Genomic DNA, 26,946 nt, shown 5'->3' on the forward strand with positions numbered 1-26,946 from the left:
CGCCGGCGGTGGGGGGCATTCGGGCACCACCAGCCCCCTGGTGCTGATCCCGAAGATCCGCAGCATCTTCGACGGTGTCATCATTCTCGCCGGGGCAGTGGGGACCGGGGCGGCGATTCGGGCCGCTGAAGTCCTGGGCGCGGACCTGGCCTATCTGGGCACCCGCTTCATCGCCACCCGGGAGTCGCGTGCCCGCGACGCCTACAAGGCAATGCTGGTGGCAGGCACCACGAACGACCTGATGTATACCGGCGACATCGCCGGCGTGCCTGCGAATTGGCTGACCGAGTCGATGCGCGCGGTCGGCCTGGACCCACAGCACCTGCCCAAGCCGACGCGCCCGGGACTTACCCACGCTCATCTGCCCGACGGCGTCAAACCGTGGGTGAACCTGTGGTCGGCCGGTCAGGGCATCGAGCTGATCGACGACATCCCGACAGTCGCGCAGCTCGTCGCACGGCTGCGGCGAGAGTACGTGGCGGCCTGCGGCGTGCCCGACATGGCGGACGTGGCGCGCGCGGTGGACGATACCGCGCACGCCCGATGACCTCGGCTCGCGGTCTAGAATTCTTCCGAAAGTGCCGGACAGGAGAACCGACGATGCCGTCTGCCGGGGGCGAAGCTGTCGCCAGGCGATCGTCGTGGCGAGCCAAACGTGCTGTCGGTCGGGACGATCCGGAGCGCCAGCAGCTGCTGGTTGCTGCCAAAGCGGTCCTGGAGCGCAGCGGCTGGTGGGGTTTCAAGGTCGATAGTGTGCTGCGCCAAGCCCGCCTGTCGACGCGTAGCTTTTATCGCCACTTCGACAAAAAGAGCGATTTGCTGTTGGCGCTGCTGGAGATGGAGCTTGGTGGGGCCGCCGAGAAGTTGCGGCGCGTCACCGCCGCCGGCGGCCCATCGCAACGCATCCGCGCCTACATCGCCGCGACCATCGACATGGCCTACCGCGCCGAGCTTGCCAAGCCATCGTCACTGTTCGCCTCGCACTGGCGCGAGCTGCTGCCCGAGTACGGTGAGTCGATCGACCGGATCATCGACGACATGGTGGCCCCTCTCGTGCAAGCCATGGCTGAGGGCGCCCGCACAGGCGAACTCACGTGCGGTGATCCGGCCGCCGACGCCAAGGCAATCTTCTATCTGGTGGCAGGTATGACTGCCGACCAGGCGGCCGCGGGTGGGGCGACGCCGCGCGAGGACATCGAGCACATCGCGGTGCCGTTCATCGAGCGGGCGATCGGCCTGAAGTGACAGCGGAGTTCGGCGAGTCGACGAAACCCGATTTTCTGCGTCCGCCAGGCTGGAAGCGCTGCTACGCCACCGCTAGTTGGAAAGCATGGGTTGGATGAACAACACGACGATTCTGCGTTGGTTCGCGTTGTCTCGCGTCGCCCTGGGCCTGTGGCTGTCGGTCGCTCCTGACAAGCCCGGCGAGATATGGTTCGGCAGCGCCAAGCATCCTGCTTCCACCCGCATGCTGTTGCGCAGCGTAGGCGCACGGGATGTGGGATTGGGGCTGGGCTTGGCCGCCAATCCGCGGCCTGCCTCGCTGTGGCTGCGGGCAGGCATCCTTGCCGACATCGTCGATACGACAGCGGCCGTGCTGGTGCGTCACGAAGTCCCGAAAAGGAACTTCTTCACCGGCTTCATCGGTGCATTGGCCTACGCGGTCATCGGATTGGCCATCGCGCTCCGCGCGGTTTCCACCGGTGATTCTGATCGGTGAAGCTTCTGCGTCAGTCGAAGCTTTCCAGGGTGCCAAGGTCTTCGATCGCGACGGCGAACCGCTGACCCATCGCCACGGCGAACCGATCCGGTTGCATCTCGGTCGGGCAGAGAATGTTCAGGTAGCCGTGCATCATGTGACGGCGGTGGGCCAGGAAAGCCGCGTCGATGCTGGGCACGTCATCGGCGCCGTGAACGCGAAGTTCGTCGAGGTAAAGTTTCAACAGATCGCGTTCTGAGGCAGCGCGGTCCTCGGGTGTGAGCGCTCCAGTCATGAAATAGGTGACGTCCCAGATGTAGGGGCCACGTCCGACCGCCTGAAAATCGCAGAAGCCGATATTGCCGGCCGAGTCGCGAAAAGTGTTGCCCAAGTGAGCATCGCCGTGCACCAACGCGTGGGGCAGCGCTTTGTCGGTTTCGAACATGGCCCGCAACGCGTTCTCGATTTTCAGCCGGTCGCGAAGGTGTTCGGGGAGGAACCTTGCGCGCTCACGTGCGATGTAGTCGTTGAAATGGTCGAATTGCACGAGCAAGATCATCAGCGACGCGACTGCGGCGATGTCTTCGATCCACTCGAAGCTCTGCATGCGGCGGCCGCGCCAGTACCGGCCCTGCATCGCTGCGAGCTGGCGTACGCCATCGGCGACGGCGTCGATGTCCAACGGTTCGTCGCAATCACCGAATCGGACATCGCGGCGCGCCAGATCCTCGAGGATGACGATCGCCTGACCGTTGGCGCCGAGGCCGGCGAAGTACGCATCCGGTTGGGTGACGACGTCAGACAGAGTCGTGGCAATGTTGCTGAAATACAGTGTCTCAGCGGCGAACGCCGCAGCCGAGGTGAAGCCGTGATCGATGAAGTTACCCTTCATGAACATCGTCGGCGGTAGGTCGTGCGGATTGTTCGCATAGTCGATCAGTAGTCGCAGACTACTCGCGGATCCCTGCCGCAAGTCGGCGATTTCGACCGCACCTACTCGAGTATCGGGATATCGCTGTCGCAAAGCGGACGTAAGGAAGACCGAATCGATGTCGTCTAACCGGCACGGCAACTCTACCGACGTTTCGCTGCCTGGCATGAAACTGACGTTAGTTGAACCTGGCCTGCGGCGACAGGGCCGAAACGCCGTTCTCGAATCGCTATTCGTTGGCGAGAGCAGTGGTCCAATTCGGCTGGCGGCCTTCAGAGAAGGCGCGTGGGCCCTCGATGAAGTCGGCGTGTTGCCGGTGAGCTTTGACCAGCCCGAAACCATGCTCGACGGCCTCGGAGTAGGCCATCTCCAGCGAGCTCCACAGCGCCTGCTGTGAGAGTGACACCGCGTGCGGCGAATTGCGCGTGATGTCACGGGCGATGGCCTCGGCGGTGGACATCAATTCGCCCGGCGAGACCACCTCTTCCACCAGGCCGAGCATGTAAGCGCGCTGCGCCGACAAGCGGAAATTGCGGCCCTGCAACGTCATTCGCAGCACGGTTCCGAGCGGTAGTCGTTTGGCCAGCCCAATATTTTCCACCCCGGCGACCATGCCGATGCTCACGTGGGTGTCGATGAAGCAGGCGCTCGTCGACGCGATCACGATGTCGGCGTCGGCGACGAAGTGAAGGCCGCCGCCGGCGACCACACCGTTGACCGCGCACACCGTGGGCTTCCACACATTGTTCTGGCGTGCTGTGAGAAACAACTCCTGGCTCACCTCACCTGAGCCCACCCCGACCGAGCCGGTTTCAGCGACACCGGTCAAATCCGCTCCGGTGCAGAAGTGTCGCTGCCCGGCCGCGGTAAGCACCACACACCGAATGTCGGGATCCTCGGCGATGCGCCGCCAGATCCCACGCAGCACGGGCATCATCGCGGGCGTAAGCGCGTTTGCGCGCTGCGGACGATTCAGCGTGATCCGTGCGATGTGGTCTTTGACGCTGAACAGCACATCGTCGTCACAGTTGGTGTTCATCGACTTCACCATCGCACGCACACGTGCACACGTCGCGGGTTGGTACGAGAATGCGGCTCTCAATTAGGGTGGTGCCCTGCGGCTCGCGGGCTTTTAGTGTCGTGGGTATGGGTGTTGATGTTGCGGGCCAAACCGGCTTGCAAGGCCTGCTGACCCGCTGCGCGATGGTCGCGCCCACCAGCACAGCGTTGATCACCGCGAACGGCGAATACACCTTTTCCGAATTGGCCGGCGCGGCGCAGCGCGTCAGCACACGGCTTAACCCCGGCACCCGGGTGGTGATCCGGCTGCGCAACGACGCCGCCTCAGTGGTCGCCGTGCATGCGGCGTGGGCGGCGGGCTGCTCGGTGGTGGCGGCGAGCACGATGGTTCCCGAATCGGAAGTGCGGCGCAGACTCTCGGCGACTTGTGCCGCCACCTTGCTCGTTCCGGCCGCTGAAGGGCTCGAGGTGGCGGTCGAGCCTGCCGGCGGTCGCTGCCCGGCTCCGGACGATGAGGCGCTGGTCATGTTCACCTCCGGTACCACCGGCGTGCCTAAAGGCGCCTCGCTTACGTTCGCGGCGCTCCGCGGCAGTGTCGCCGGGCTCGCCGACGGCACTGCGGTTCCCCCGGCGGGCCGGGCTCCGCGGGTGCCGGCACGGGCACCGCAATTGGTGTTCGTGCCGATTGCGCACATGGGTGGCTTTCTGGGAATGCTGGCGGCGTGGTGGATGGGAAAGCCGCTGCTGTTGCGCGAAAAGTTCTCTGTCTCAACGCTGTGCGAGGTGACCAGTCGTTACCGGCTCGGGGTGCTTAAGCTGACGCCGGCGATGGTCTGGGACCTTGTCCAAGCCGATGGCGCCGAGCTGCCCGGCGTGACAAGTGTGGTCGTGGGCACCGCGGCGCTGGCGGAGGCAACCCGGGTGGCTTTCGAAGCCAAGTATGGTGTGCCGATCCTGCGCAACTACGGTCAAACGGAGTTCGCGGGCGCGATCGCCTTCGAACGCCCGCAGGACGTCGCTGCCGGCATCCGCCCGCCCAACACCGTCGGGCGCATCGCCCCGGGAGTCGAGGTGGTCATCCTCGACCCTGACGGCAACGTGCTTCCCAACGGCGAGATCGGTGAGATCGCCGCCAGGGCGGTCTCGGCCATGTCGGGCTACATCGGCCACGACGGCAGGCTCGCCGACCCGGACGAGTGGTTGCGCACCGGCGACCTGGGCAGGCTCGACGACCAAGGTTTCCTGTACGTCGTCGGTCGGGTGCGCGACGTTGTGGTGTGCGGGGGATTCAACGTATACCCCGCCCAGGTCGAAGCCGCACTTAATGACCTTCCCCGGGTGGCTGATTCGGCCGTGGCCGGTGTTCCCGACGAGCGGCTGGGCGAAATACCGGTGGCGGCGGTGGTTATGCACCCCGGCGCTTGCGCGGGCGCTGACGAAATCCGCGACGCGCTGCGCGACCGGTTGGCCGCCTATGAGTTGCCGCGCAAGATCGCCGTGGTCGCCGAGATACCCCGGCTGGACACCGGCAAAGTTGACCGCGCCGGCGTGGCCCGCCTCTTCGACGCAACACGAGCATGATCCAGCAGACCGACGAGGAATTCCGGCTGGAATTGCGGGCATGGTTGCAGGCCAATCCACCGCCGCAGCCGCCGCCACATTCGGCGGGGCTTGGCCAAGACTAAGACGTTGCGCAGCAACGACTGTGGCAAAAACGGCTGGCACGGGCCGGTTGGGCGGGCATCGCGTGGCCACCGCAGTACGGCGGGCGAGGCGCATCAGCGTTACAGCAGTTGATCTTTCATGAAGAACACCAGCGCGCCGGCGGGCACGGCGGTGAACTGTTTTTCGTCGGCCTCTCACACGCCGGGCCCACGTTGATCGAGTGGGGAACCGAGACTCAGCGCCGCCGATGGCTACCCGGCATCCTCGATGGCGACGTGATCTTCGCGCAATGCTTTTCCGAGCCCGGCGCCGGTTCGGACCTGGCGGCGATCACCACCCGGGGAGTTATTGACGGCGATCATCTGGTGGTCACCGGCGAAAAGCGCTGGAGCACCCACGCTCAACACGCCGATGTGTGCGAGTTGCTGGTGCGCACGGATCCAGCCGATCGCTATGGCGGGCTCACGTACTTGGTGGCCGACCTGACAGCACCAGGTGTGACCGTGCGGCCGATCCGGACCATCACCGGTGCTTCCGAATACTGTGAAGTGTTTTTCGACGGCGCACACCTTCCACTGGAAAATATGGTCGGCCGCATCGGTGATGGCTGGAAAGTGGCCACCACCACCCTGATGTTCGAGCGCAGCACCGCGTTTGCCGCGATGATCATCGGACTTCAACGGCTGGTCGCCCATTTCGTCACCGAGTACGCCGCAGACCCGGTGCTGGCTTACCAGGCAACCGAGCTCAGCGACGACGCCTACTCGGCACGGGCGCTGCTGTACAAATGTGTTGCTGAACAACACGCTGGCCGACAGCCCGGTCCGGCCAGCGGTGCTCTCAAACTCGTCGCTACCGAGCTCAATCACCGCATCCGCAAGTTCGCGGCATTGACGGGCGCGGGGGATGTGCTGGGCTTTCTGGCGTCGTTCGGTCTGCGCATCGGCGGCGGAACCTCGGAAATCCAGCGCAACATCCTCGCCGAGCGGGTGCTGGGCCTGCCGAAAGAACCGCGTGGAGCATGAGATCCACCGCACCGATCGGTAGAGCCGTGGCTGAGCACACCAGTCGTCACTGTCGAACGCGCCGCATCGGGAGCCTCAGCGGTTGCCGGTGGCGATCACCCACCAAGCAAGCCGAGCAGTTCAGGCTTACGGCGCGCATTCAGCCACTTGATCGACCTCACTTGCCTTCGATTGCCGATGCCGGTGCGGTTGACGCAGAGGTCTCATACGGCCTGGCGATTGGGCAATCCGTCACAGCCCAGCTGTAGCTCCGGAGCAGCTTGCGTTGACCCGGTCCCGCGCCTGGCCCCTGATGCGCTCAATCTTTGGCCCAGGCGGTAGAACGCAGTCCGTCAATTGCAAGGGTCGACCGCTAGAACCCCATGCACCCCCGTAATCCAGTCAACTATTGAAACATATAACTCGTTATGGGATCATGGGAGCCGCCACGTGTAGCCGATCGGCCAGGCGCATGGTCCGTCGAACAGCTCAGATAAGCGCAGGTTCAGACCATCACAAATAACCGGGGGACGGTCGGAGTTACATACCTGCGGTCAGCGGCGGCAGTAGCGACCGAGTCAGAGATGTCGTGAATATGAGGGGGTGAAGTGAAGCGGCTCAGCGGGTGGGACGCCACGTTCGTATACGGGGAATCTCCAAACGTGCCCGTCCACACCATGAAAATAGCGGTTGTCGACACAACCGCCTTCGACGGCGAGTTCACCTTCGACATGTTTCAACGCGTGGTTCAGCGGCGGCTGCCTGCGCTGGAACCGCTGCGCTATCAGTTGATCAACATCCCGCTGAAGCTTCACCACCCGATGTGGCTGGATAACTGCGAAGTCGATCTTGATTACCACGTGCGACGCGCGCGCCTACCAAGCCCCGGGGGCCGCCGGCAACTGGATGACCTGATCGCTGAAATCGCCACCACGCCCTTGGACCTGCGCCGGCCGCCGTGGGAGGTGTACTTCGTCGAAGGCATGCCCGACCGAAAATTTGCGCTGGTCGCCAAGGTGCACCATTCGCTGGCCGATGGCGGCGCGTCGGCGAACCTGCTGGCGCGTGCGATGGACTCCAACGCACCGATCCGCGACGACCGGGAGTCTTGTACGGCACCGTCGTCGATCGAATTACTGCGTGCGGCGGGCCGCGATCATCTCCAGCAGGTCAAGGGGCTGCCCACCCTGATCGCAGACACCACTCGCGGAATCGCGAGGCTACGGCGGCGGTCTAGGGAAAGGGGCGAACATCCCGAGCTGGCCCGCCCATTCTCGCCGCCGCCGACGTTTATGAACCACCGAGTGTCAGCTGGTCGTCGGTTCGCCAGCGCGACGTTGCCCCTGGCCGATTTCAAGGAAACCAGCAAGCACCTCGAGATCAAGCTGAACGACTTGGTGCTGTCCGTCGCGGCGGGGGCCTTTCGAGAGTTGCTCCTGCGCCACGACGGCACGGCCGACCAACCGATCATTGCGTCGGTGCCCGTCAACACAGATCCGTCGCCGGACCGTATCAGCGGCAACGCCTTGGGCGCGCTGATCGTATCGCTACCCGTCCAACTGGACGATCCACTGGAGCGCATCCGGGTGACAGGGGTTGCCGTTGATATTGCCAAGGAGAGCAACCAACTACTTGGTCCTGAATTGCTGGGTCGCTGGACGACTTACCTTCCGCCTCCGGTCACCCCGGTGATGCTGCGGTGGCTGGCTGGACGGGAAGCACGCAACGCGCTCTACAACGTATCGATCTCCAATGTTCCCGGTCCGCGAGAGCGTGCCCACATCGCGGGAGCACCGATGAGCGAGTTCTATTCGGTCGGACCACTCACACCGGGGTGTGGCATCAATATCACCGTCTGGAGCTATGTCGACCAGCTCAACATCTCCGTATTGACCGATGACCGCACCCTGCAGGATGCACATGAAGTCACCGACGCGATGATTCATGCCTTCGTTGAAACTCGGCATGCCGCCGGGCTTTCCGGCGGTATAAGTCAGCTCAACTCGGCGATGCCGCAAGCCAAAGCCACGCTCAGCTGAGCGAGTAACAGGGTTTGGCGTGGGCGATCAGCTGCATTGGAGTTTGGCGATATGACGCTACGAGATTCGGTTCAATCCGCCGGTAAGCCAGGAGATTTCACCGGCGAGTGGGATCCGGAGTTGATGCGGCGAGTAGTCAAGCTGTTGCGGCCAATCGCCAAACTGTGGCACCGGTCGCAGGTGCGCGGGCTCGAGCGGATCCCGCCCGGGGGCGCACTTATCGTGGCGAATCACTCGGGCGGCGTTATGCCCATGGATATTCCGGTGATAGCGATCGACTTTTTCGAGCATTTCGGCTATGACCGGCCGCTTTACCACCTCGGACACGACATGTTGTTCAAGGGACCACAGGCCGACTTACTCCACCGGGCGGGCCTGATCCGCGCCAGCCGCGACAACGCAGAACAAGCGCTGCGCTCCGGCGCGACGGTCATTGTTTTTCCGGGTGGGGACTATGACGCTTTCCGCCCGTCGTGGTCGGCGAATGTCATCGACTTCGGCCGACGCACCGGTTATGTGACCACCGCGGTGCAAGCTGGAGTGCCGATTGTCCCAGCGGTGTTGATCGGCGGCCAGGAGAACCAGATCTATCTCACCCGCGGGCGATGGCTCGGCAAGCGACTCGGGCTAAAACGCCTCTTGCGCACCGACATGGTGCCGATCGCACTGGGAGTGCCGTTCGGCGTGACCACTCTGCTTCCGCCAAATTTGCCGTTGCCGACCAAGATCACTGCAGAAATCCTCGAGCCGATCAACATTGTCGAGGAATTCGGCGAGGAACCAGACGTCGCCGAAGTTGACAAGCACGTCCGCAGTGTGATGCAGAAAGCTTTGACCCGGTTGGCCGCCAAACGCCGGTTGCCGGTGATCGGCTGACAACGATGCCCGACACAAGTTATCGCCAACGCATCATCGACGTCCGGGATGCGATCCGTACGCTTCGCCGCGCTCGATTAGTGGCCGGGATGCGGCCAGACAAATATTTCCGGATTGCGACCGCGCTGCGGCGCGAAGGCGCAACCAACACTGCTGGCATTGCAATGTCGGCGGTCCGTTGCCCGCAACGTCCGGCCTTGATCGATGAACTTGGCGTGCTGACCTATCGCGAACTTGACGAGCGAGCCAATGCGTTTGCGGCCGCGCTGCAGCAGCAGCCCGGCGGCAACCCGCAGATGGTCGCCATCATGTGCCGCAACCACCGCGGCTTGGTGGATGCTCTGGCCGCCGCGGACCGGATCGGCGCAGACGCATTGTTGCTCAACACGTCCTTCGCCGCACCGGCGCTGGCGGACGTGGTTAGCCGCGAGCGCCCCGATGTCATCGTCTATGACGAGGAGTTCACCGAGAGCGTCGAAGCGGCACTGGCAGGTCAACCCGACACACCCGCAGTCGTCGCCTGGACTGAGCAGCCGGCTCGCCACGACGCCACCGTTGAAACGCTGATCGCCGCCTATCGGGGGCAACGGCCGTATCCAACGCGTCGAAGGGGCAAGTTGATTCTGCTGACCTCCGGCACCACGGGAACGCCCAAGGGTGCCAGGCGCTCGCCGGGGGGTGGGCTATCCGAATTGACTGCGGTGCTCTCGACGGTGCCGTGGCGAGCTGAGGAAACAACGGTAGTGGCGGCTCCCATGTTCCATGCGTGGGGCTATGGCCAGTTGGTGCTCGGCACGCTTCTGTCGTGCACTCTTGTGGTGTGCCGAAAGTTCGACCCGGAAGCGACTCTGGTACTTGTCGATCGTCACCGCGCGACCGGACTCAGCGTGGTGCCGGTGATGATCGATCGCATCATGGAACTTCCCGACGACGTTCGAAGCCGCTATAGCGCACGATCGCTGCGGTTTGTGACCGCATCGGGATCGCGGATGCGTCCCGATGTGGTGGTCAAGTTCATGGACGAGTTCGGCGACGTCATCTACAACAACTACAACGCCACCGAAGTGGGGATGATCGCCACCGCCACACCGGCAGATCTGCGCGTTGCGCCTGACACCGCCGGAAAGCCCCCGCCGGGGGTAGAAATTCGGATCCTCGATGAAAACCACAGTCAGGTAGCCACGGGTGAGGTGGGCCAGATCTTCGTTCGAAGCGGCTCACATTTCGACGAATACACCTCCGGCACAACCAAGCACACATACCACGGCTTCATGGCCACCGGAGATCTGGGCCGTCTCGACGAAAGCGGGCGGCTTTTCGTGGTGGGCCGTGACGACGAGATGATCGTGTCGGGCGGTGAGAACGTCTACCCGATTGAAGTCGAACAGGTTTTGGCGGCCCATCCCGATGTGGTGGAAGCTGCCGTACTCGGTGTCGACGACGAACGGTTCGGGCAGCGCCTGGCGGCATTTGTCGTGCCGAAGCGGGGTAGTTCGATTACGCCGGAAGCGCTGAAAGAACATGTACGCCACAATTTGGCGAACTACAAAGTACCCCGGGAGATTACTATCCTCGACGAACTGCCTCGAACCAGCACCGGCAAGATCATTCGTCGGGAACTGCAGGCACGGACCGGCGCGCGCGGCAGCCACCGGTGATCGGGCCACGCGTTCAAGCGGCCCAAACCCCTCCGAGGGTTTGCCTGTGAGCCTATGCTCGGCCAGAGAGAGCCGACCATGGACAGCGATCTCTTCCGCACGCAGCGCGACGTTGGCCCTGGCGTCGTCTCGGAGCTGAACGCGGCCGGATTCGCTGATGCCGAGGAAATCGGACGCGGCGGCTTCGGCATCGTGTTTCGGTGCACCCAGGTCGGGCTGGACCGCGTGGTCGCGGTCAAAGTGTTGACCGCCGAGCTCAACGAGAACCGGGAACGGTTCCTGCGGGAGCAGCGGGCGATGGGCCGGCTCACCGGGCACCCGAACATCGTCGGTGTGCTGCAGGTCGGCGAGACCGCCAGCCGATACCCATACCTCGTCATGCACTATCACCGCCAGGGCTCGCTTGAGGCGCGGATCAGCCGGCTGGGCTTGCTGCCGGTCGAGGAAGTGTTGCGAATCGGCGTGAAGATAGCCGGGGCGCTGGAGTCGGCACACCGGCTGGACATCCTGCATCGCGACGTCAAGCCGGCCAACATTCTGCTCACCGACTATGGCGAGCCAGCGCTATCCGACTTCGGAATCGCCCACATCGCAGGTGGATTCAAAACCGCCACCGGCACGTTCACCGGGTCGCCCGCCTTCACTGCCCCGGAGATCCTGGCCGGCGATCGGCCCAGTCCGGCCTGCGACACCTACAGCCTGGGCTCCACGTTGTTCGCCGCGCTGACCGGCCACGCGGCCTATGAGCGCAAGTCCGGCGAACAGTTGGTCGCGCAGTTTCTGCGCATCGCCGCCGAGCCCGTGCCGGACCTGCGCGCCACCGGCATCCCCGACGACGTCGCAGCGGTGATCGAGAAGGCAATGGCGCCCGACCCCGCCGCCCGTCCGTCGGCTGCGGCCTTCGGCGAGGAGCTGCAGCGGGTTGAGGTTGTGCACGGCTTTCCCGTCGACCAGATGGCGGTGCGCCCAGGCCGCCAGTCCACGCGGTCGCAAAGCCACGGCGCCCCGCGCGCGGCGCCGGGGACACTTCCGCTGGAGCTGACCAGCTTCATCGGTCGCCGCGCCGAACTGCAGCAGGTGCAACAGCTGCTCTCGGAGTCGCGGCTGGTGACGCTGACCGGAATCGGGGGAGTCGGCAAGACCCGGCTGGCGTTGCGGGCCGCCAGCCAAATGACGGCAAATTTCCCGGACGGCGTGCGACTGGTCGAATTAGGCGAGCTGCGGGATGCCTCGTTGGTGGTGGACGTCGTCTCCGCCGCGCTGGGCTTGCGCGACGAGTCGGGAAGAGCGTTGCGCGACGTGCTTGTCGAATTCCTCCGCCTGCGCAAGCTCCTTGTGGTGATCGACAACTGCGAGCACGTCGTTGACGAGGCGGCCAGGCTCGCCGAGGGATTGTTGCAGGCCTGTCCTGATCTGCGGATCTTGGCCACCAGCCGGGAGCGCCTCGGCGTTGGCGGCGAAGCGGTAGTGTGCTTGTCTCCATTCGCGGTTCCCGCCGCCGACCGTGAGCCCACGTTAGGTGGGCTGCCGGGTTATGACGCCGTGGCATTGTTTGCCGAGCGCGCCGCGGCAGCGGTACCGGGGTTCACTCTCACCGACGACAACAAGGGGACGGTGGCGAGCATCTGCTCTCGGCTCGAAGGCCTACCACTTGCCATCGAATTGGCCGCTGCACGGTTACGCGCGATGTCGGCCGAACAGATCCTGGAACGGCTGGGCGACCGGTACACGCTGTTAACCCAGGGCAGTCGCGGCGCGCCGGCGCGCCAGCAGACTCTTGCCGGAAGCATCGGTTGGAGCTACGAGCTGTGCACCCCGGCAGAACAACAGCTGTGGCAGCGGCTATCGGTATTCGCCGGAAGCTTTGAACTCGAAGCGGCAGAACAGGTTTGCAACGGCGACGTGTTTCCCGAGATACTCGTCGACTTGTTGACCGCGCTGGTAGACAAGTCGATATTGATCCGCACGGAATCGGCTGGCGGCCTGCGGTTTCGGTTGCTCGATACGCTGCGCGATTACGGCCGCGAAAAGATCCACGAAGCCGGCGAGCACCGCCAGCTGCGCCGCCGCCATCTGGGATGGTATCGGCGACTGATGGCTGACGCTGCGCGGGAGTGGTTCAGCGCGCTGCAGGTCCATTGGATCGCCCGCCTCGAACCGGAATCACACAACCTGCGAGAAGCGCTAGATTTTGCGCTCTCGGAGTCCCCTGCGATCGCACTGGAGATGGTCGGCAGGATGTACTTGTACGCGATTGCGCGCGGATTTCTCAGCGAAATGCACCACTGGCTGAAGCGAGCGCTGACCGCAACGCCGCGCGAGCCCACACTTGACAGAATCCGTGCTCTCTACGCCGCCGCCATGATCGCGGGCCTTAGGGGCGACCGTGCTGCCCAGATGATGTGGGTGGCCGAGGCCGGATCACTCGGCCGGCAACTGACCGAGTCTGCGGCGCTCAGCTTGGTCTCCGCGGCCCGCGGCTTTGAGGCGCTGATCCGCGGCGATGCCGATCAGGCATTGGCCTGCTTTGAACCCGCCGTGGACGCCGACGACCCCGCCGTGCGGATTTCGGCGATGCTGTTGGTGGGGTGGGCACTGGAATCCCGCGGTGACATCGGCCGCGCCCTCATCTGGCAAGAAAAGGCGCTCGCGGCCGCCGAATCGGCCGGAGAGGTGGTGTTTCGGTCATACGCATTGTGGTCAATCGGGGTCGGCTGGTGGCGGCATGGCAAGACGGAACGCGCCGAGCAGCTTCTGCGAGAGTGCCTTGGGCTCACCCAGCTCATCGACGATCCGCGCAACGGCGCGGCGTGCCTGGAGGCGCTCGCTTGGGTTGCCCGGGCGAAAAACGATCCGCGCCGCGCTGTCGTGTTGATGGCCGCCGCGCAGAAACTGGGTAATTGGATCGGAGTTTCTCCGGCGGTGCTGCCGGACCTTGCCGTGTTCCACGACGAATGCGAACGTCGTGCCCGTCACGTGCTTGCGGACGACGAATTCGACGCAGCGAGTCGGCAGGGCGCCGCAATGGGCTTCGACGACGCGGTTGCCTACGCGCTCGAAGGCCGACGCTAGCGTGCCAAGGCTAGTCAGGCCGCGCAGCCGATTTGGCCTTCGCGGCGGCCACCGCGTGGCTGTGTTCGGGCGAATGCATACTTTCCAGCTCTCCGATGAAGGCCCGCTCGAATGCTTGGGGCAGTTGGGCTTCCAGGTAGGCATTCAACGCGCGCTTGGTGTTGTGCAGCGCAGCTGACGGTATCTTCGCGAGCCGCGATGCCAGGCTCATCGCCTCGCCCATCAGGTTCTCGGCCGGGACGGCTCGGCTCGCGAGTCCGAGCTCTGCTGCTTGTTGTGCCGAAATGCGTTCACCGAGAAAAAGAAACTTCTTGGCGCGCGACAATCCGACCAGCGCAGGCCATACCATTCCGCCGTCGCCGGGCACCAGTCCCATGCGCAGGTGAGGATCGGCCAGAAAGCTGGTGTCTGCCATCAACACCAGGTCCGACAGCAGGGCCAGGCTGCACCCCAGACCGACTGCCGGGCCGTTGACCGCGGCGATCACCGGCAGCGGGCAGCGGATTATTCCCGTGACCATCGCGCGGCCCTCGTCGATGGTTTGGGCGCGCAACCCCGCATCGTCGACGTTTTCCTGCATGTAGTCGAAGTCGCCGCCCGCGCTGAAGGCCGAACCCTGTCCTGTCATCACCACCGCCCGTGCGTCGCTGTCGGCGGCAGGTGGTCCCAAACCCGCGCCAACGCTTGATGCATGGCGCGGTTGACCCCATTGAGGGCCTCGGGGCGGTTGAGCGTCACGATGCGGACGGGCCCGTCGCCGGTGACGACGAGCTCGCGTGGCAGTCCGTACATCAACGGCCTAAGCCTTCGCAAAGTGCGACGGCGACCGCCATGTTGTGCTTGTAGACGACGCTCGCCCGCATCGCGGGATCCACGTCGGCATAACTGATCTCAGGCACGTAGCTGCGCATCTGGTCTCCAGTTGACTGTTGGGGCTGGTTGGCGTGGCCAGAAACCGGCGGCGGGGCAATAACCGAGCGTGCGCACGAAACGATAGCACATTGACTTTACATGTATAGTTAATGGAACGGCGTCAGCCAGAACGGCGTCGGCGAGAAGGCGGTAGGTAGTGGTCCAGCAGGGCCGACAGCGCGCTGTCGAAGGAGTCCGATGCGCGCAGTTTGGCCACATAGTCGCGGATCTCGTCGTCGGCGTGCGGGGTGCGGCTGAGCTCAAAGTTCGGGCTTTCCTCGACGAGCAGCCGGCCGAGCACGAGCTGGTGCACCGCCGCGTAGGCCACGCGAGCAGCGTCGCGATCCAGGCCGGCCCGTTCGAACTGGTGAATGCAGAACAGAACGATCTTGCGGGCGTTGGGAAGTAGCTTGCTGGTCAACAGAACTGAGCTCAGACCGGGAACGGTCCGCAGCGCGTCCATCGCAGCAGTCACGATGTCGGTGAACAGTTCGCGCCAATCGCCGGAGTCCCGGTCAGGCAGCGCGATCTGGCCGAGCAGGTCGTCGCCGACCATACGCAGCAACTCGTCTTTGTCCTCGACGTGGTGGTACAGCGCCATCGGGGACACTCCCAGTCGGGCGGCGACCGAGCGCATGGTGACACCGTCCACACCGAGCTCGTCGATCATCTCGGTGACGGTTGATGTGATAAGTGCCCGCCCGAGCGGCGCCCGCTCCTTCACCGACCTTTTGGTAGCCACGCAGCCTGACTATACGCGTACAGCAGAGGAGGGCCATGGGTACGGCATTGCAGCTGAAACCTGATCCGCGCCGCCTTGATCTGCTGCTGGAGCGCTGTCGGTTGGAGGTCGACACCGGCGCGCTGCCGTCAGCGCAGCTTGCCCTCAATGTCGGCGGCGTGGAATACGCGTCGGAGACATTCGGTGCGGCCGCCCCGTCGACGCGGTATGTGCTGCAGTCGGCGGGCCGTCCCGTCGTTGCCGGCGTGTTGTGGAAGCTGATCTCCGACGGTCTTCTCGACATCAGCCGTACGGTCGCTTCCTACATTCCCGAGTTCGGCACCCTCGGCAAGGAGGTGGTCACGGTTGAACAGGTCGTCACCCACGTGGGCGGGTTTCCTCTTGCCCCGCTTGGGTATCCGCAAATGCTCGATCGCGAGGAGCGGCTGAAGGCCTTCTCGACATGGCGGCTGACCTATCGGCCCGGCACCGAGCTGCAGTTCCATCTGACCTCGGCGGCCTGGGTGATCGCTGAACTGTGCGAGCGGCTGACCGGCCGGCCGATCGCGGCGTATCTGCGGGAGGCCCTGACCGGCCCGCTCGGTCTGGACAGCATCGAGATCGGGCCGCCGCTCGAGCGGCAGGGCGATGTCGCGCCGTTCGTGCCGACCGACGGCGATGACGCGGAGATAAACCCTTGGGGTCCTTGGTATCTGGCGCGGCCGGAGATCCTGGCGGCGGGCGAGCCGAGCCATTCCATTGTTGCCACGGCCTCCGACCTGGCGGCGTGGTATCAGGCTTTGCTGACCTCCCCGCTCTGGCGGCGGGAGGTGGTTGAGGACGCCCTGCGTGTGCGGGTCACCCTGCCGGTCCCCGGGGAGCGCGGCGGAACGCCCAGTGTGCCGGGCAACGTCGCGCTGTTCGTGGTGGTGGCCGGTGACGACGGAACGTCGCGGGCGTTCCTGCCCACCGCCACCGGTCCGAAGACCTTCGGGCACGGCGGGGCGCCATGTCAGATCGGCTTCGCCGACCCGGAGACCGGCCTCTCGTTCGCGTTTCTCACCAACGGTTATCCGACGACCGGATATGAGCATTCACGGCGCGGGTTGAACCGGATCATCAACATCGCGAATCTGGCCGCGGACTGTTTCGGCTGACAGACCCGTATTGCCACCCGCTCCTATACATGTATAGTAGCCACGATGGTGGCGACTGACACTTGCCGCATCGTCGACGCGTTCGAGGATGCACTGCTGGCATCGGCCGATCGGCTGGCGGAACTGCGCACGCCGAGCGGTAACCTCGCCGCCCAGCTGGCCGACTCGCGGCGACTGATGAACTGGCTCTTTGATGGCGGCTGGGTGCGTTGGGGGTGGCCGCAAGAAGTCGGCGGGTTTGGCGGGTCGTCGATCATCCGCTGCGAGATCCTCGAGCGACTCGCCTTGCACGGCTACGACATTCCCCACCATTTACAGGTGCTCGAGGTAGTCGGTCCCGCCGTCGTCAGCCACGCCCCGCAACTGGCCGCCGCCGTGCTGCCCGCCGCGTTGCGTGGTGACGAACTGTGGTGCCAGGGGTTTTCCGAACCTGAGGCGGGCAGCGACCTCGCGGCGCTGCGTACCAGTGCGACGCTGCGCGGCGACGGCGGATTCATGATCAACGGACAGAGGGTGTGGACCTCTTATGGGGCCCATGCCGATCGGATGGTGTTGTTGGCCCGAACCGGTCCGGTCAGCGATCGCCATCGGGGATTGGTGATGCTACTCGTTGACCTGGATTCCCCGGGCGTCGAGCGGCGTCCGATCGCGCTGGCCGGCGGGCGTGAAGAGCTCGCCGAGTGCTTCTTCACCGATGCTGTCGTCGGTGCGGACCGGCTGATCGGCGAAGTCGGCGCCGGGTGGTCGGTGGCGATGGACCTCCTGCAGTACGAGCGCGGCACCTACGCCTGGCTGCGGATGGCGATGTGCAGCAACCGCCTGCAGGAGCTGCTGCGCACAACCGGGGTAAACCCTTGGGACACTACAACATATGCGGTGGCCGGTTCCGCCGTCGGGCAGGCATATCTGAGCCTTGCCGCCTTGCGGGCGCGCACGTCATCCACGCTGCGCCGGCTGGCCGCGCACGAAATCGTCGGCGAACAGACCAGCGTCGACAAACTGCTGCTGTCCACCGCCGAGCAAGACGTACTGGATGCGTCGATGGCGCTGCTGGGCACCGACGTGCTCATCGGCGACGGGTCGAAGTCGCAGCGCTGGCGCGATGAGTGGTGGTACTCGCGGGCGGCGTCGATCTACGGCGGGGCCCGGGAAATCCAGCACAGCATCATCGCCGACCGTGTTCTCAAGCTGCCCAGGGAGGGCACCGTTGGACGTTGAAACCCAGCACCTGCTACGGGAATCGGTGCACGAGCTGTTGGCTCAGCCCGACGTGGACCTTGTCGCCGGCTTGGCGCAACTCGGTTGGCACGACGTCGTCACAGATGACCCTGCCGCCGCGGTCGATCTGCTGTTTACCGAGCAAGATAAGGCCGGGCTGGCGTCGGCTGCGCTGGACACCGTCCTCATCGACGCCGCCGGCGGTGACCTGTGCGAGTCGAGCGCGGCCGATCCGCCTCTGGCGGTACTGCATCCGCTCGGCGCCGCGACCTGCCTCGGCGTGGACAACCGGCTGCTGATCGACGGCGTCACGCTATCTGATCCGGTGACCGCGGGCGGCTGCGTCGCACCCGACGGCGCCGAATCGACGGTGCGCCTGCTGGCACCGGAGCAATTGGTGACGGCTGCGGTCCCCGTCGCCGGTTTCGATCCCGCATCGTCGCTGTACCGGGTGCGCGCGGATGTCGCGATCAACGAAACCGAAGAGCGCAAATGCGATTGGACCGGCGCGATCGCGGCGGGTCGGCGCGCTCTGGCGGCCGAACTGGTCGGCAACGGCTCGGCGATGCTGGACATCGCGGTCGACCACGTTCGGCAACGCAAGCAGTTCGGGCGCCCTATCGGCGCCAACCAATCACCGCGGCACCGGCTGGCGCAGTGCTACGCGCAGCTGGCGGCTGCGCGCGAACTGATCGACGTAGCGTGGAAAACCGCAACCAGGTGGGATGCATGGGTGGCCAAGACCTACGCCGGCTGCGCCTGGGATGTGACCAGCCGCGCGTGCCTGCAAGTCTGCGGCGCGATAGGGCTGACGTCCGAGCACCCCCTGGGCCGCTACGCCAAGCGGGCACACCTACTTGATGCGCTTTACGGCGGCTGGCGGGTGTCCTCGCAGGACATCGGCGCCACACTGCTTCGCACCGAAAGCATTCCGGCTGGGCCGCCGATATGACCGACACCGAGCCCCACGCGGTATTCGAGGTCATCGGGGAGCACATCGCCCGGATCACGATCAACCGCCCGCATCGGCTGGGCGCCTACACGCCGCGGATGTGCGCGGAGACCCTGGAGGGCCTGCAGCGAGTGCGCCTCGATGACGCGATCCGGGTTCTTATCCTGACCGGTTCGGGTCGCGGGTTCTGTTCCGGGGGTGATTTGTCACCCGACGCCGGATTCGACGAACACCTCGGACACCAGCTCGGACGGGCGCGGGAGCTGCGCGAAGATGCCCATGCGATCGTCACGGCGCTGCACCGGCTCGACAAGCCGGTGATCTGTGCCGTCAACGGAATCGCGGTCAACGGTGGCCTCGCGTTCGCACTGGCCTGCGACATCAGGATCGTCGCGGCCAGCGCCCGGCTCGGCGACACCAGCGCTAAGGCCGGCTTGTTGCCCGACGAAGGCGGCGCATGGCTGTATCCGCGAACTATGGGCTATGACAGGGCTTTTCGGATGGTGGCGCTGTCAGAGATCTATGACGCCGACACCGCGCAGGCGCTGGGGCTCGCGACCGAGGTGGTTGGCGACAGCGAGCTGGGATCGCGCACATTGGACGTCGCCGAAAAGCTGGCCGCCGGGGCGCCGCTCGCCCTTCGCGCGGTGAAGTTCATGATGCGCCGTGCCATGGAAAACACGTTGGACACCTCGCTGGGCGATGCGCAGCAGGCGGTGCTGTGGGTGGGGCAAAGCGCCGATGCCCGGGAGGGCAACAAGGAGGCGTTTCTGCAGCGGCGTGCGCCGAAGTTCACCGGCCACTGACCGCTCGCAGCACCGCCACATCTACTATACATGTACGTTTACATGTATAGTAGTTTGTGCTGGATGCTCGAACGCCGGTGAAAGGACGTGCTGTCATGGCGCTCATCGAAAACACGGTCGGCGAACTTCCCTACCGGCTCACCGATTTCGACCAGCACTCCTATGAGGCAGAGGACTGCTTCACCCGCTACATGCCGACATCCAAGCTGGACACGGCCGTGCGGCCGATCGTCGCGCCGTCGGGCCGCAAGGTGCTGCTGGCCAATGACAGGATCGTGACCGCGCTGGAAAACGACCTCGATCAGGCGTACGTGCCGGGCTCGCTGGCCGAGATGCTGCGCCGGCGGGCCTCCGGGGAGGCCGCCGAGGCCGAACGGTTCTACGAACGGATGCAGCCCGAATACCTAGACCGGCAGGCCCGCCTGAAGCAACTCGACCAACAGCAAATCGAACGCACGATCATGTACCCGGGCGGCTGGGCGCTGATGGCCGAGGAGTATCTGACGGGCATCGACGCCCTGTATGACAATCTCGAGGCCTTCAACAAGTGGATCGACGACGACTGGGGCTTCGACTTCGATAACCGCATCTACGCCCCGGCGATGCTGTCGATGCGCGATCTCGACCGTGCTTGCGCCGAACTCGATCGGGTTCTCGAGGCGGGCGCCCGCTTCATCACGCTGCCCGCCGGGCCCGCGTACGGGCGCTCGCCCGGTGACCCGTATTTCGACCCGTTCTGGGCGCGCATCAACGACGCCCACGCGGTCGTGTGCTATCACATCGCGGAATTCCATTACCAGGAAAACGTTGCCGCGCACTGGGGTTGGGGCCTGCGCCCACCGTTCCAGTTCTCGGCGTGGCAATGGCAAAACACCTACGGCGAGCGGCCGATCACCGACACGCTGTCCGCTCTGATCTTCGACAACCTCTTCGGCAGGTTCCCGAATATCAGGGTCCTCGTCAGCGAATTCGGCGCCGAGTGGGTGCCCCACTTCATCCGGCACATGGACAAAAGCCGAGGCATGGGCCGACTGGGGCCCTGGCTGGGCGGCCCGCTATCCGAGCGGCCCAGCGCCATCTTCAAACAGCATGTGCGGATCGTTCCCTATCCCGAAGATGACACCGTGGAATTGATCGAGAAACTCGGAACCGACGAGACATTGCTGATGGGCTCCGACTGGCCGCACGCCGAGGGGCTGCGCGAGCCGGCCGAGTTCTACTACAGGCTTGACGGACTCGGTGAGACCGCACGACGAAAATTCCTGCGCGACAATGGCATGAAACTCACCAACGGCGCGGGCTGAACGTTTGGTAGCGGGCCATGCCAGCCGACCCGGTCACGGTGCTGGAGGCGTTTCGGCGCACCGTGACGGCCTTTCCCGAGCGACCGGTGCTCACCTACTTCTACACCGTTCTTACCGGGCGTGACGTCGATCGGGCCAGCGATGCGCTCGCAGCCACCCTGGCGGACAACGGATTTGCTGCTTCAGATCGCATAGCACTGTATCTGCAGAACATGCCGCAGTATGTACTTGCGCTGCTGGCGGCATGGAAGCTCGGCGGCATCGCCGTGCCCGTCAACCCGATGCTAACCCCGGCCGAAGTCGCCAAGCTGCTAGGCGATGCGACACCGACAGTCCTCGTCGCGCTGGACGAGCTGCATACACCCGAGCTGGCTGAGGTGCTGGCCGCCAGCTCTGTGCGGCGGGTGATCACCACCAGCGCACTAAATTGGCTGGGCACGGCTTATCATCCGGGCCTACCGCCGTCACGCTTGCCGGTACCACCGGGGGCCGAAGACTTCACACAACTCATCGCCACGCACCAGGGCCGGGTGCCCCCGCCGGTGTTACCAGCACTCGACGACACCGCCGTGATCACCTACACATCAGGCACGACCGGGGCACCCAAGGGTGCCATGAACACCCACCGCAACATCGCCACGGGTGGGTACGCCTACCGGGATTGGTTCGACCTGAGTGCCGAGGACGTGGTGCTCGGCGTCGCGCCGTTGTTTCATGTCACGGGGCTGACCGGGCATATCGCCTGCGCCTTGGTCTCCGGCGCGCCGCTGGTGCTGTCCTACCGCTTCGACACAGCCGTAGTCCTCGAGATGATTTACCGCCACCAAGCGACTTTCACCGTCGGCGCCATCACGGTGTTCATGGCACTGGTCGATGCGGCGTCGACGCGGGCACACCTGGCGACACTGACGAAAATCGCGTCAGGGGGAGCGCCCGTGGCGGCAGCGACCGTCGAGCGCTTCGAGCGGCGCTTCGGCGTCTACATTCACAACGTTTACGGGATGACTGAAACCACCTCACCGGTGCTGGCGGTACCCGTGGGCAAGCGAGCCCCGACCGGAGCCCAAACCGAAGCGCTATCAGTTGGAGTGCCAATGCCCGGCACTCGGGTCGCGGTGCTCGACGACACCGGCGCGCCGCTGTGTGCCGGGCAGATCGGCGAGATCGCTGTGGCCGGCCCGCAGGTCGTGCCCGGTTACTGGCGCAATCCCGATGAGACGGCGGCCGCGTTCCGCGACGGTTGGCTGCGCACCGGCGATGTCGGCTACGCCGACGCGGAGGGCTGGTACTACCTGGTCGACAGAAAGAAAGACATGATCGTGGCCAGCGGCTACAAGGTCTGGCCACGCGAGGTCGAAGACGTGCTCTACAGCCACGAGGCGGTGCTGGAAGCCGCCGTCGTCGGTCGGCCGCACCCCTACCGGGGTGAGACCGTCAAGGCGTATGTGTCACTGCGACAAGGACACTCGGTGTCGCCGGAGCAGCTGGTCGAGCACTGCCGGGCACGGTTGGCCGCCTACAAGTACCCGCGTGAGGTCGAAATCGTCGATTCGATGCCGAAGACGGCGAGCGGCAAGATTTTACGCAGGAGCTTCCGTGAGCCCGTGTCTGACGTTGCACCGCTCGACGGTCACTCGTGACCACGAAGCGCTGCCCTTGCGCAGGCGCCGCTGCAGAACGGCCCTGGACGAGACGCGACACACGTCTTGAGCAGAGCCGAGATGTCGGCGCGGCCGCAGAGGTCACCAACAGCATTGCCACGGCGGTGCGGCCCGAGCACCGCGATGCGCTATGGGCGACGTTCACGTGCGAAATAGGTGCCGCACTCGTTGACTGGGAGCAACATCCACGGCCCGTGATCGGCCAGTCCCCATCCCACCGATCCGCGCTTCGCCGCCATCACCGACGATCTCAGCGCCGTCAGTCCGAAGTTCCGGCACCCGTGGACCAGCCACGAAGTCGTGCTGGCAGCTGGTGGTGCTCAGGCGTTCCGCCATCCCAACGCCAGGCTCCTTTCCAGCCGATGCACGCTTCGGAGACCGATAGGCCTTCGTCCGCAGTCGTCATCCATTAACTATCGACCGGTACGACATCCAGGGAAACTGAAACCCTTGGGGCAAGCGCTAATTAGAATGCCGTTGGCGTGGGTGAAGCCGCCGTGTCGGTGTGCCGTAATAAACGGCTGGGCGAACCGGTCGTTGCCAATGTGGTGCCTGCGATCGACCGGATCGACCCGCCGAGGCCTGTCCGCGTTTGCGCAGGCGGCGCTTCAGTCGCCACAAACGGCCCCACGTCCGCGCACCAGCAGCGGAAGGATGCAAAACACGAGCTTCCCAAGTCGTACAGAGAGGGCACGTTGAGCACCGAATACGGCGGATCAGCTCAACAGTATTCCCCCGTCAATTCGTTAAATAATTGATACTGCTGGGCAGGAGGTGGTATACATCACCTTACAGCGTAAGGGCATGGGCCCTGGACGGTGAGGAACCATGACGCAATCCACCCGATACGACCCGCGGATCTCAGGACTCTCGCAGCATGTCAAGACCATGGCGACGCCGCAAACGGTATACCACGACAAGGCCAAAGATGTCCGCGCCGAATATCTCGACGGGGCGCTGCACCTCTACCGACACCAGGACATCCTGCACATCAACCGTCACCCAACCGTGCTGGGCAACGGCGGCAGGGGCGGCAGCTTCGGGCACGACGCGCGGCTGATCCCACTGGAAATCGACGGCGAGGACCACAAGAAGTGGCGGCGCCTGCTGGACCCGATGTTCGCGCCGAAAGCAGTTGCGCGCCTGGAGCATCAGATCCGTCAGCTGGCACGCGAGCTCATTGACGGCTTCGCGCCCAGCGGCAAGGCCGAACTGTACAATGATTTCTGCACGCCGTTGCCGTGTCTGACCTTTCTGCGCCTGGTCGGCGCGCCGGTCGAAGACCTGAACTTCTTCCTGGAATTCAAAGAGGGCGTCGTTCACCCTCAAGGTGAGACGACCGAGGAGATCGACGCGAACATGGCCGCCGCGGGCGCCAAGCTGATGGAGTACTTCGTCGGATTCCTCGCCGAGAAGCGCAAGACCGCAGGCCACCAAGACGACGTCATCGCCAAGCTGATCCGCTCCGAGATCGACGGTCAGCCGGTAGCAGAGTTCGATCTGGTCAATATCCTGTTTCTGCTGATGTTCGCCGGGCTCGACACGGTCACCTCGTCGATGTCGTGCATCTTCGCTTGGCTGGGGCAGCATCCGGTCGAACGCAAACGACTCGTTGAGGACATGTCGCTGATCCCGGCGGCCGTCGAGGAGCTTTTGCGCTACGAGTCACCGGTTCCCTCCGGCATGCGTTACCCCGAAGAGGACATCGACCTCGGGGACGGTCTGGTGGTTCCGGCCGGCGCGCAGATCAACGCGTTTTGGGCAGCGGCCAATGTCGATCCCACCTTCTACGACGATCCGCTGACCGTGAAACTCGATCGCGGCCGCAAGGACCACATGGTGTTCGCCAGCGGCACCCACCGCTGCCTCGGGTCGCATCTGGCCAGACTGGAACTCCGCCTGGCCGTCGAGGAACTGCTGAAGCGGATCCCGGAGTATTCGGTCGATGTCGACGCGCTGACCTACGACAACTGCGCTGTGCGCGCCGTCGAAAACCTCTGGATCGCGTTCCGCCCCAGTAGCGGCGCATAACTCGTTAGACAGATTGCTTCTGCAGCCCAAGCATGGCTAAGATTACATTACGCTGTAAGGTAATCTTAGCCATGCTTAGCCATGCGGACGGGTAGGACGATGGATCAAGGCGACCGTTACGACCCGCGGCTGTCGGAGTGGGTGCAAGCCCTCAAGAGCGAGCCGCACCCGCAACGTCACTACCACGACAAGGCCAGAGACGTCCGCGCCGAGCGCGCGCCGGACGGAGTGGTGTGGCTGTATCGGCACAACGACATCCTGGCGATCAACCGTCATCCTGGGGTGCTTGGCACCGGCGGTCGGGGCGGCAGTTTCGGCAACGACAACCCGCTGATCCCGCTGGAGATCGAGGGCGAAGATCATCGGAAGTGGCGGCGCCTGCTCGACCCGCTTTTCGCCCCGAAACGGGTTGCGTTACTGGATTCCGTACGTCAATTGGCCAGGGAGCTGATCGACGGTTTCCTGCCCAAAGGCGAGGCGGAACTGTACAACGATTTCTGTGTGCCCTTGCCCTGCTTGACTTTTTTGCGCCTGGTCGGCGCACCGGTTGCCGACTTGGACTTCTTCCTGGAGTTCAAGGACGGCGTCATTCATCCCGCCGGTGACTCGATGGAAGAGATGCAGGCCAACCTGGTCGTGGCGGCCACCAAGATCTATGAGTACTTCGTCGGGTTCCTCGCCGAGAAGCGCAAGACGGCCGATCACGAGGACGACGTGATCGCGAGCCTGATCAAATCCGAGGTCGACGGTGAGCCGATGTCGGACCTGAACCTGGTCAATATCCTGTTTTTGCTGATGTTCGCCGGCCTCGACACGGTGACGTCGTCGATGTCATGTGCTTTCGCGTGGCTCGGACAACATCCCGCCGAACGCGACCGGCTCGTCCGGGATCGCTCACTGATCCCGGCGGCGGTAGAAGAGATCATGCGTTACGAGTCGCCGGTTCCGGCGGGCTTTCGCTACGCCGTCGAGGACATCGATCTCGGCGGCGGCCTGGTGATCAAGGCGGGCGAAGCGATCCACGCCAGCTGGGCGGCAGCCAATGTGGACCCCACCTTCTACGACGATCCGCTAAGCGTCGATTTCAGCCGCGGTCGCAAGGATCACATGGTGTTCGCCAGCGGCACACACCGATGCCTCGGGTCACACCTGGCACGCTTGGAGATGCGGCTCGCGACCGAAGAGCTGCTCGACCGGATCCCGAATTACACGGTGGGTCCAGAAGACTCGCTGATTTATGACAACGTTGCGACGCGAATGGTGAAGCGGCTGCCGATCACCTTCCCGGTGCCCGCGGTCGCCGGCACTTGATCAAGACCGATATCGCCGTCGATGTGACGGCGGCCTGCAACCTGCAGCGGCCGCTGCAGGTGGTGGCGACGGTCGTCCTTCCCGAGCCGAAGGAGCTTGGCAACTGCCAGCCTGTGGTGTTCGCGGTGCCCGGCGGTGGCTACTCACGCGGCTACTACGACATGCACTTCGCCGGGCATGACGGCTACTCGCAGGCCGAGCATCACCTAGCCCACGGGCTGGCCTTCGTGGCCATCGACCACCTCGGCGTCGGGGAAAGCAGTCCCGATGTCGCGGAGACAGTTCGCATCGAAGACATCGCCGCCGCAAATGATTTCGCGGTGAGGGACATCGTCGAGCGGTTGCGCAGTGGCACTGCCGTGGCGGGGTATCCAGGCGTCGACGTGGGCGCCCGGATCGGGATCGGCCAGTCCATGGGCGGCGGGGTGTCTGTCATCATGGCAGCGCGTCACCACACCTACGACGCGGTGGGCGTGCTCGGCTATAGCGCCATTCACACCGTGCTGCCCATGCCCAAGCAGGACGAAACAGTCCGTACCGCTGAATATTTCGACTACTCCCGAGACACGGCACCCACCGAGTTGTCGCTTGCTGAGCCCTCCGCCCACGTCCGCGAATTCCTCTACCCGTTCTTCTGGGAAGACGTGCCCGCCGACATCGTGGAAGCCGATACCCGCGGCGGTTATCCGATACGTACCACCGCCCCGCCGTTCGGCAGCACGACGCTGCCCACCTGCGCGGTGGCGATGTTGTCACCGGGCTACATCAAGGCCGAGGCCGCCGAAGTCGATGTGCCGGTCTTCATCGGTCTCGGTGAACGCGATACTGCCGTGCAACCGCACTGTGAACCCGCTGCGTACCCGCATTCGGGGGACATCACGCTGTTCGTCTGCGAACGCATGGCGCACA

Annotated in this window: 24 protein-coding genes and 1 pseudogene; 20 read left to right on the top strand and 5 right to left on the bottom strand. The window is 64.6% G+C overall.

Features of this window, described 5'->3' with window-relative positions:
* Positions 1-40 precede the first annotated feature (40 nt).
* The 3 genes from ACFE99_RS06185 to ACFE99_RS06195 all read left to right on the top strand — a co-directional run bounded on the left by ACFE99_RS06185 (position 41) and on the right by ACFE99_RS06195 (position 1,720).
* Positions 41-547, top strand: coding sequence for an NAD(P)H-dependent flavin oxidoreductase (locus ACFE99_RS06185; RefSeq protein ID WP_375483426.1), 507 nt, complete (start codon positions 41-43; stop codon positions 545-547).
* Positions 548-600: 53 nt separating this feature from the next.
* On the top strand, positions 601-1,245 hold the full coding sequence (locus ACFE99_RS06190; protein WP_375483428.1) for a TetR/AcrR family transcriptional regulator: 645 nt from the start codon (positions 601-603) through the stop codon (positions 1,243-1,245).
* Positions 1,246-1,339: 94 nt separating this feature from the next.
* Entirely contained in the window at positions 1,340-1,720 is a 381-nt protein-coding gene (locus ACFE99_RS06195) for a hypothetical protein (RefSeq protein WP_375483430.1), read from the top strand.
* Between the two features lie 10 nt (positions 1,721-1,730).
* On the opposite strand, the gene ACFE99_RS06200 is transcribed toward ACFE99_RS06195, so the two are convergent.
* Positions 1,731-2,798, bottom strand: coding sequence for a phosphotransferase (locus tag ACFE99_RS06200; protein WP_375483432.1), 1,068 nt, complete (start codon positions 2,796-2,798; stop codon positions 1,731-1,733).
* A gap of 61 nt (positions 2,799-2,859) precedes the next feature.
* Complete coding sequence (locus ACFE99_RS06205; protein WP_375483434.1) at positions 2,860-3,669, bottom strand: enoyl-CoA hydratase/isomerase family protein; 810 nt, start codon at positions 3,667-3,669, stop codon at positions 2,860-2,862.
* Positions 3,670-3,776: 107 nt separating this feature from the next.
* On the opposite strand from ACFE99_RS06205, the gene ACFE99_RS06210 reads away from it, so the two are divergent.
* The 6 genes from ACFE99_RS06210 (at position 3,777) to ACFE99_RS06235 (ending at position 13,964) form a co-directional block, all read left to right on the top strand.
* Positions 3,777-5,231 (top strand): class I adenylate-forming enzyme family protein, encoded by a 1,455-nt coding sequence (locus ACFE99_RS06210; RefSeq protein ID WP_375483436.1) that lies wholly within the window; start codon positions 3,777-3,779, stop codon positions 5,229-5,231.
* A 137-nt stretch (positions 5,232-5,368) separates the two neighbouring features.
* Positions 5,369-6,340, top strand: a complete 972-nt coding sequence (locus tag ACFE99_RS06215; protein ID WP_375483473.1) for an acyl-CoA dehydrogenase family protein — start codon at positions 5,369-5,371, stop codon at positions 6,338-6,340.
* A 587-nt stretch (positions 6,341-6,927) separates the two neighbouring features.
* On the top strand, positions 6,928-8,358 hold the full coding sequence (locus ACFE99_RS06220; protein ID WP_375483438.1) for a wax ester/triacylglycerol synthase family O-acyltransferase: 1,431 nt from the start codon (positions 6,928-6,930) through the stop codon (positions 8,356-8,358).
* A 51-nt stretch (positions 8,359-8,409) separates the two neighbouring features.
* The gene (locus ACFE99_RS06225; RefSeq protein ID WP_375483440.1) at positions 8,410-9,234 is read left to right on the top strand and encodes a lysophospholipid acyltransferase family protein; all 825 of its coding nucleotides are present in this window, start codon (positions 8,410-8,412) and stop codon (positions 9,232-9,234) included.
* Between the two features lie 5 nt (positions 9,235-9,239).
* Positions 9,240-10,892 (top strand): acyl-CoA ligase FadD12, encoded by a 1,653-nt coding sequence (gene fadD12 / locus ACFE99_RS06230; protein ID WP_375483442.1) that lies wholly within the window; start codon positions 9,240-9,242, stop codon positions 10,890-10,892.
* Positions 10,893-10,970: 78 nt separating this feature from the next.
* Complete coding sequence (locus ACFE99_RS06235) at positions 10,971-13,964, top strand: protein kinase (RefSeq protein WP_375483444.1); 2,994 nt, start codon at positions 10,971-10,973, stop codon at positions 13,962-13,964.
* A gap of 10 nt (positions 13,965-13,974) precedes the next feature.
* Here ACFE99_RS06235 and ACFE99_RS06240 read toward each other — a convergent pair whose 3' ends face one another.
* The 3 genes from ACFE99_RS06240 to ACFE99_RS06250 all read right to left on the bottom strand — a co-directional run bounded on the left by ACFE99_RS06240 (position 13,975) and on the right by ACFE99_RS06250 (position 15,618).
* Complete coding sequence (locus tag ACFE99_RS06240; RefSeq protein WP_375483446.1) at positions 13,975-14,592, bottom strand: enoyl-CoA hydratase/isomerase family protein; 618 nt, start codon at positions 14,590-14,592, stop codon at positions 13,975-13,977.
* Complete coding sequence (locus tag ACFE99_RS06245; RefSeq protein WP_375483448.1) at positions 14,592-14,756, bottom strand: hypothetical protein; 165 nt, start codon at positions 14,754-14,756, stop codon at positions 14,592-14,594. Before ACFE99_RS06245 ends, ACFE99_RS06240 begins: the two co-directional genes overlap by 1 nt.
* Before the next feature lie 241 nt (positions 14,757-14,997).
* Positions 14,998-15,618 carry a TetR/AcrR family transcriptional regulator gene (locus tag ACFE99_RS06250; protein ID WP_375483450.1) on the bottom strand — a complete coding sequence of 207 codons (621 nt, stop codon included), beginning with the start codon at positions 15,616-15,618 and terminating at the stop codon, positions 14,998-15,000.
* A gap of 101 nt (positions 15,619-15,719) precedes the next feature.
* Between ACFE99_RS06250 and ACFE99_RS06255 the strand changes: the two genes are divergently transcribed.
* The 11 genes and pseudogenes from ACFE99_RS06255 to ACFE99_RS06305 all read left to right on the top strand — a co-directional run.
* Complete coding sequence (locus ACFE99_RS06255; RefSeq protein ID WP_375483452.1) at positions 15,720-16,754, top strand: serine hydrolase domain-containing protein; 1,035 nt, start codon at positions 15,720-15,722, stop codon at positions 16,752-16,754.
* A 45-nt stretch (positions 16,755-16,799) separates the two neighbouring features.
* Complete coding sequence (locus ACFE99_RS06260) at positions 16,800-17,972, top strand: acyl-CoA dehydrogenase family protein (RefSeq protein WP_375483454.1); 1,173 nt, start codon at positions 16,800-16,802, stop codon at positions 17,970-17,972.
* The gene (locus tag ACFE99_RS06265) at positions 17,962-18,924 is read left to right on the top strand and encodes an acyl-CoA dehydrogenase family protein (RefSeq protein WP_375483456.1); all 963 of its coding nucleotides are present in this window, start codon (positions 17,962-17,964) and stop codon (positions 18,922-18,924) included. The genes ACFE99_RS06260 and ACFE99_RS06265 overlap by 11 nt, the downstream gene beginning before the upstream one ends.
* On the top strand, positions 18,921-19,730 hold the full coding sequence (locus tag ACFE99_RS06270) for an enoyl-CoA hydratase/isomerase family protein (RefSeq protein ID WP_375483458.1): 810 nt from the start codon (positions 18,921-18,923) through the stop codon (positions 19,728-19,730). The genes ACFE99_RS06265 and ACFE99_RS06270 overlap by 4 nt, the downstream gene beginning before the upstream one ends.
* Before the next feature lie 95 nt (positions 19,731-19,825).
* Positions 19,826-21,034, top strand: a complete 1,209-nt coding sequence (locus tag ACFE99_RS06275; RefSeq protein WP_375483460.1) for an amidohydrolase family protein — start codon at positions 19,826-19,828, stop codon at positions 21,032-21,034.
* Between the two features lie 17 nt (positions 21,035-21,051).
* Complete coding sequence (locus tag ACFE99_RS06280) at positions 21,052-22,674, top strand: class I adenylate-forming enzyme family protein (RefSeq protein WP_375483462.1); 1,623 nt, start codon at positions 21,052-21,054, stop codon at positions 22,672-22,674.
* Between the two features lie 234 nt (positions 22,675-22,908).
* Positions 22,909-23,052: pseudogene (locus ACFE99_RS06285) on the top strand (hypothetical protein); the annotation flags it as partial.
* 125 nt (positions 23,053-23,177) lie between these two features.
* Positions 23,178-23,453: a hypothetical protein gene (locus ACFE99_RS06290; protein WP_375483464.1), complete on the top strand. Its 276-nt coding sequence runs from the start codon at positions 23,178-23,180 to the stop codon at positions 23,451-23,453.
* 70 nt (positions 23,454-23,523) lie between these two features.
* Positions 23,524-24,726: a cytochrome P450 gene (locus ACFE99_RS06295; protein ID WP_375483466.1), complete on the top strand. Its 1,203-nt coding sequence runs from the start codon at positions 23,524-23,526 to the stop codon at positions 24,724-24,726.
* A 99-nt stretch (positions 24,727-24,825) separates the two neighbouring features.
* Entirely contained in the window at positions 24,826-26,037 is a 1,212-nt protein-coding gene (locus ACFE99_RS06300; protein WP_375483469.1) for a cytochrome P450, read from the top strand.
* A partial coding sequence (locus tag ACFE99_RS06305; protein ID WP_375483471.1) for an alpha/beta hydrolase occupies positions 26,034-26,946 on the top strand: 913 nt, incomplete at its 3' end. The genes ACFE99_RS06300 and ACFE99_RS06305, both read left to right, overlap by 4 nt.

This window comes from uncultured Mycobacterium sp., from assembly GCF_964249325.1.
In the GTDB taxonomy this organism is placed as follows: Bacteria; Actinomycetota; Actinomycetes; order Mycobacteriales; family Mycobacteriaceae; genus Mycobacterium.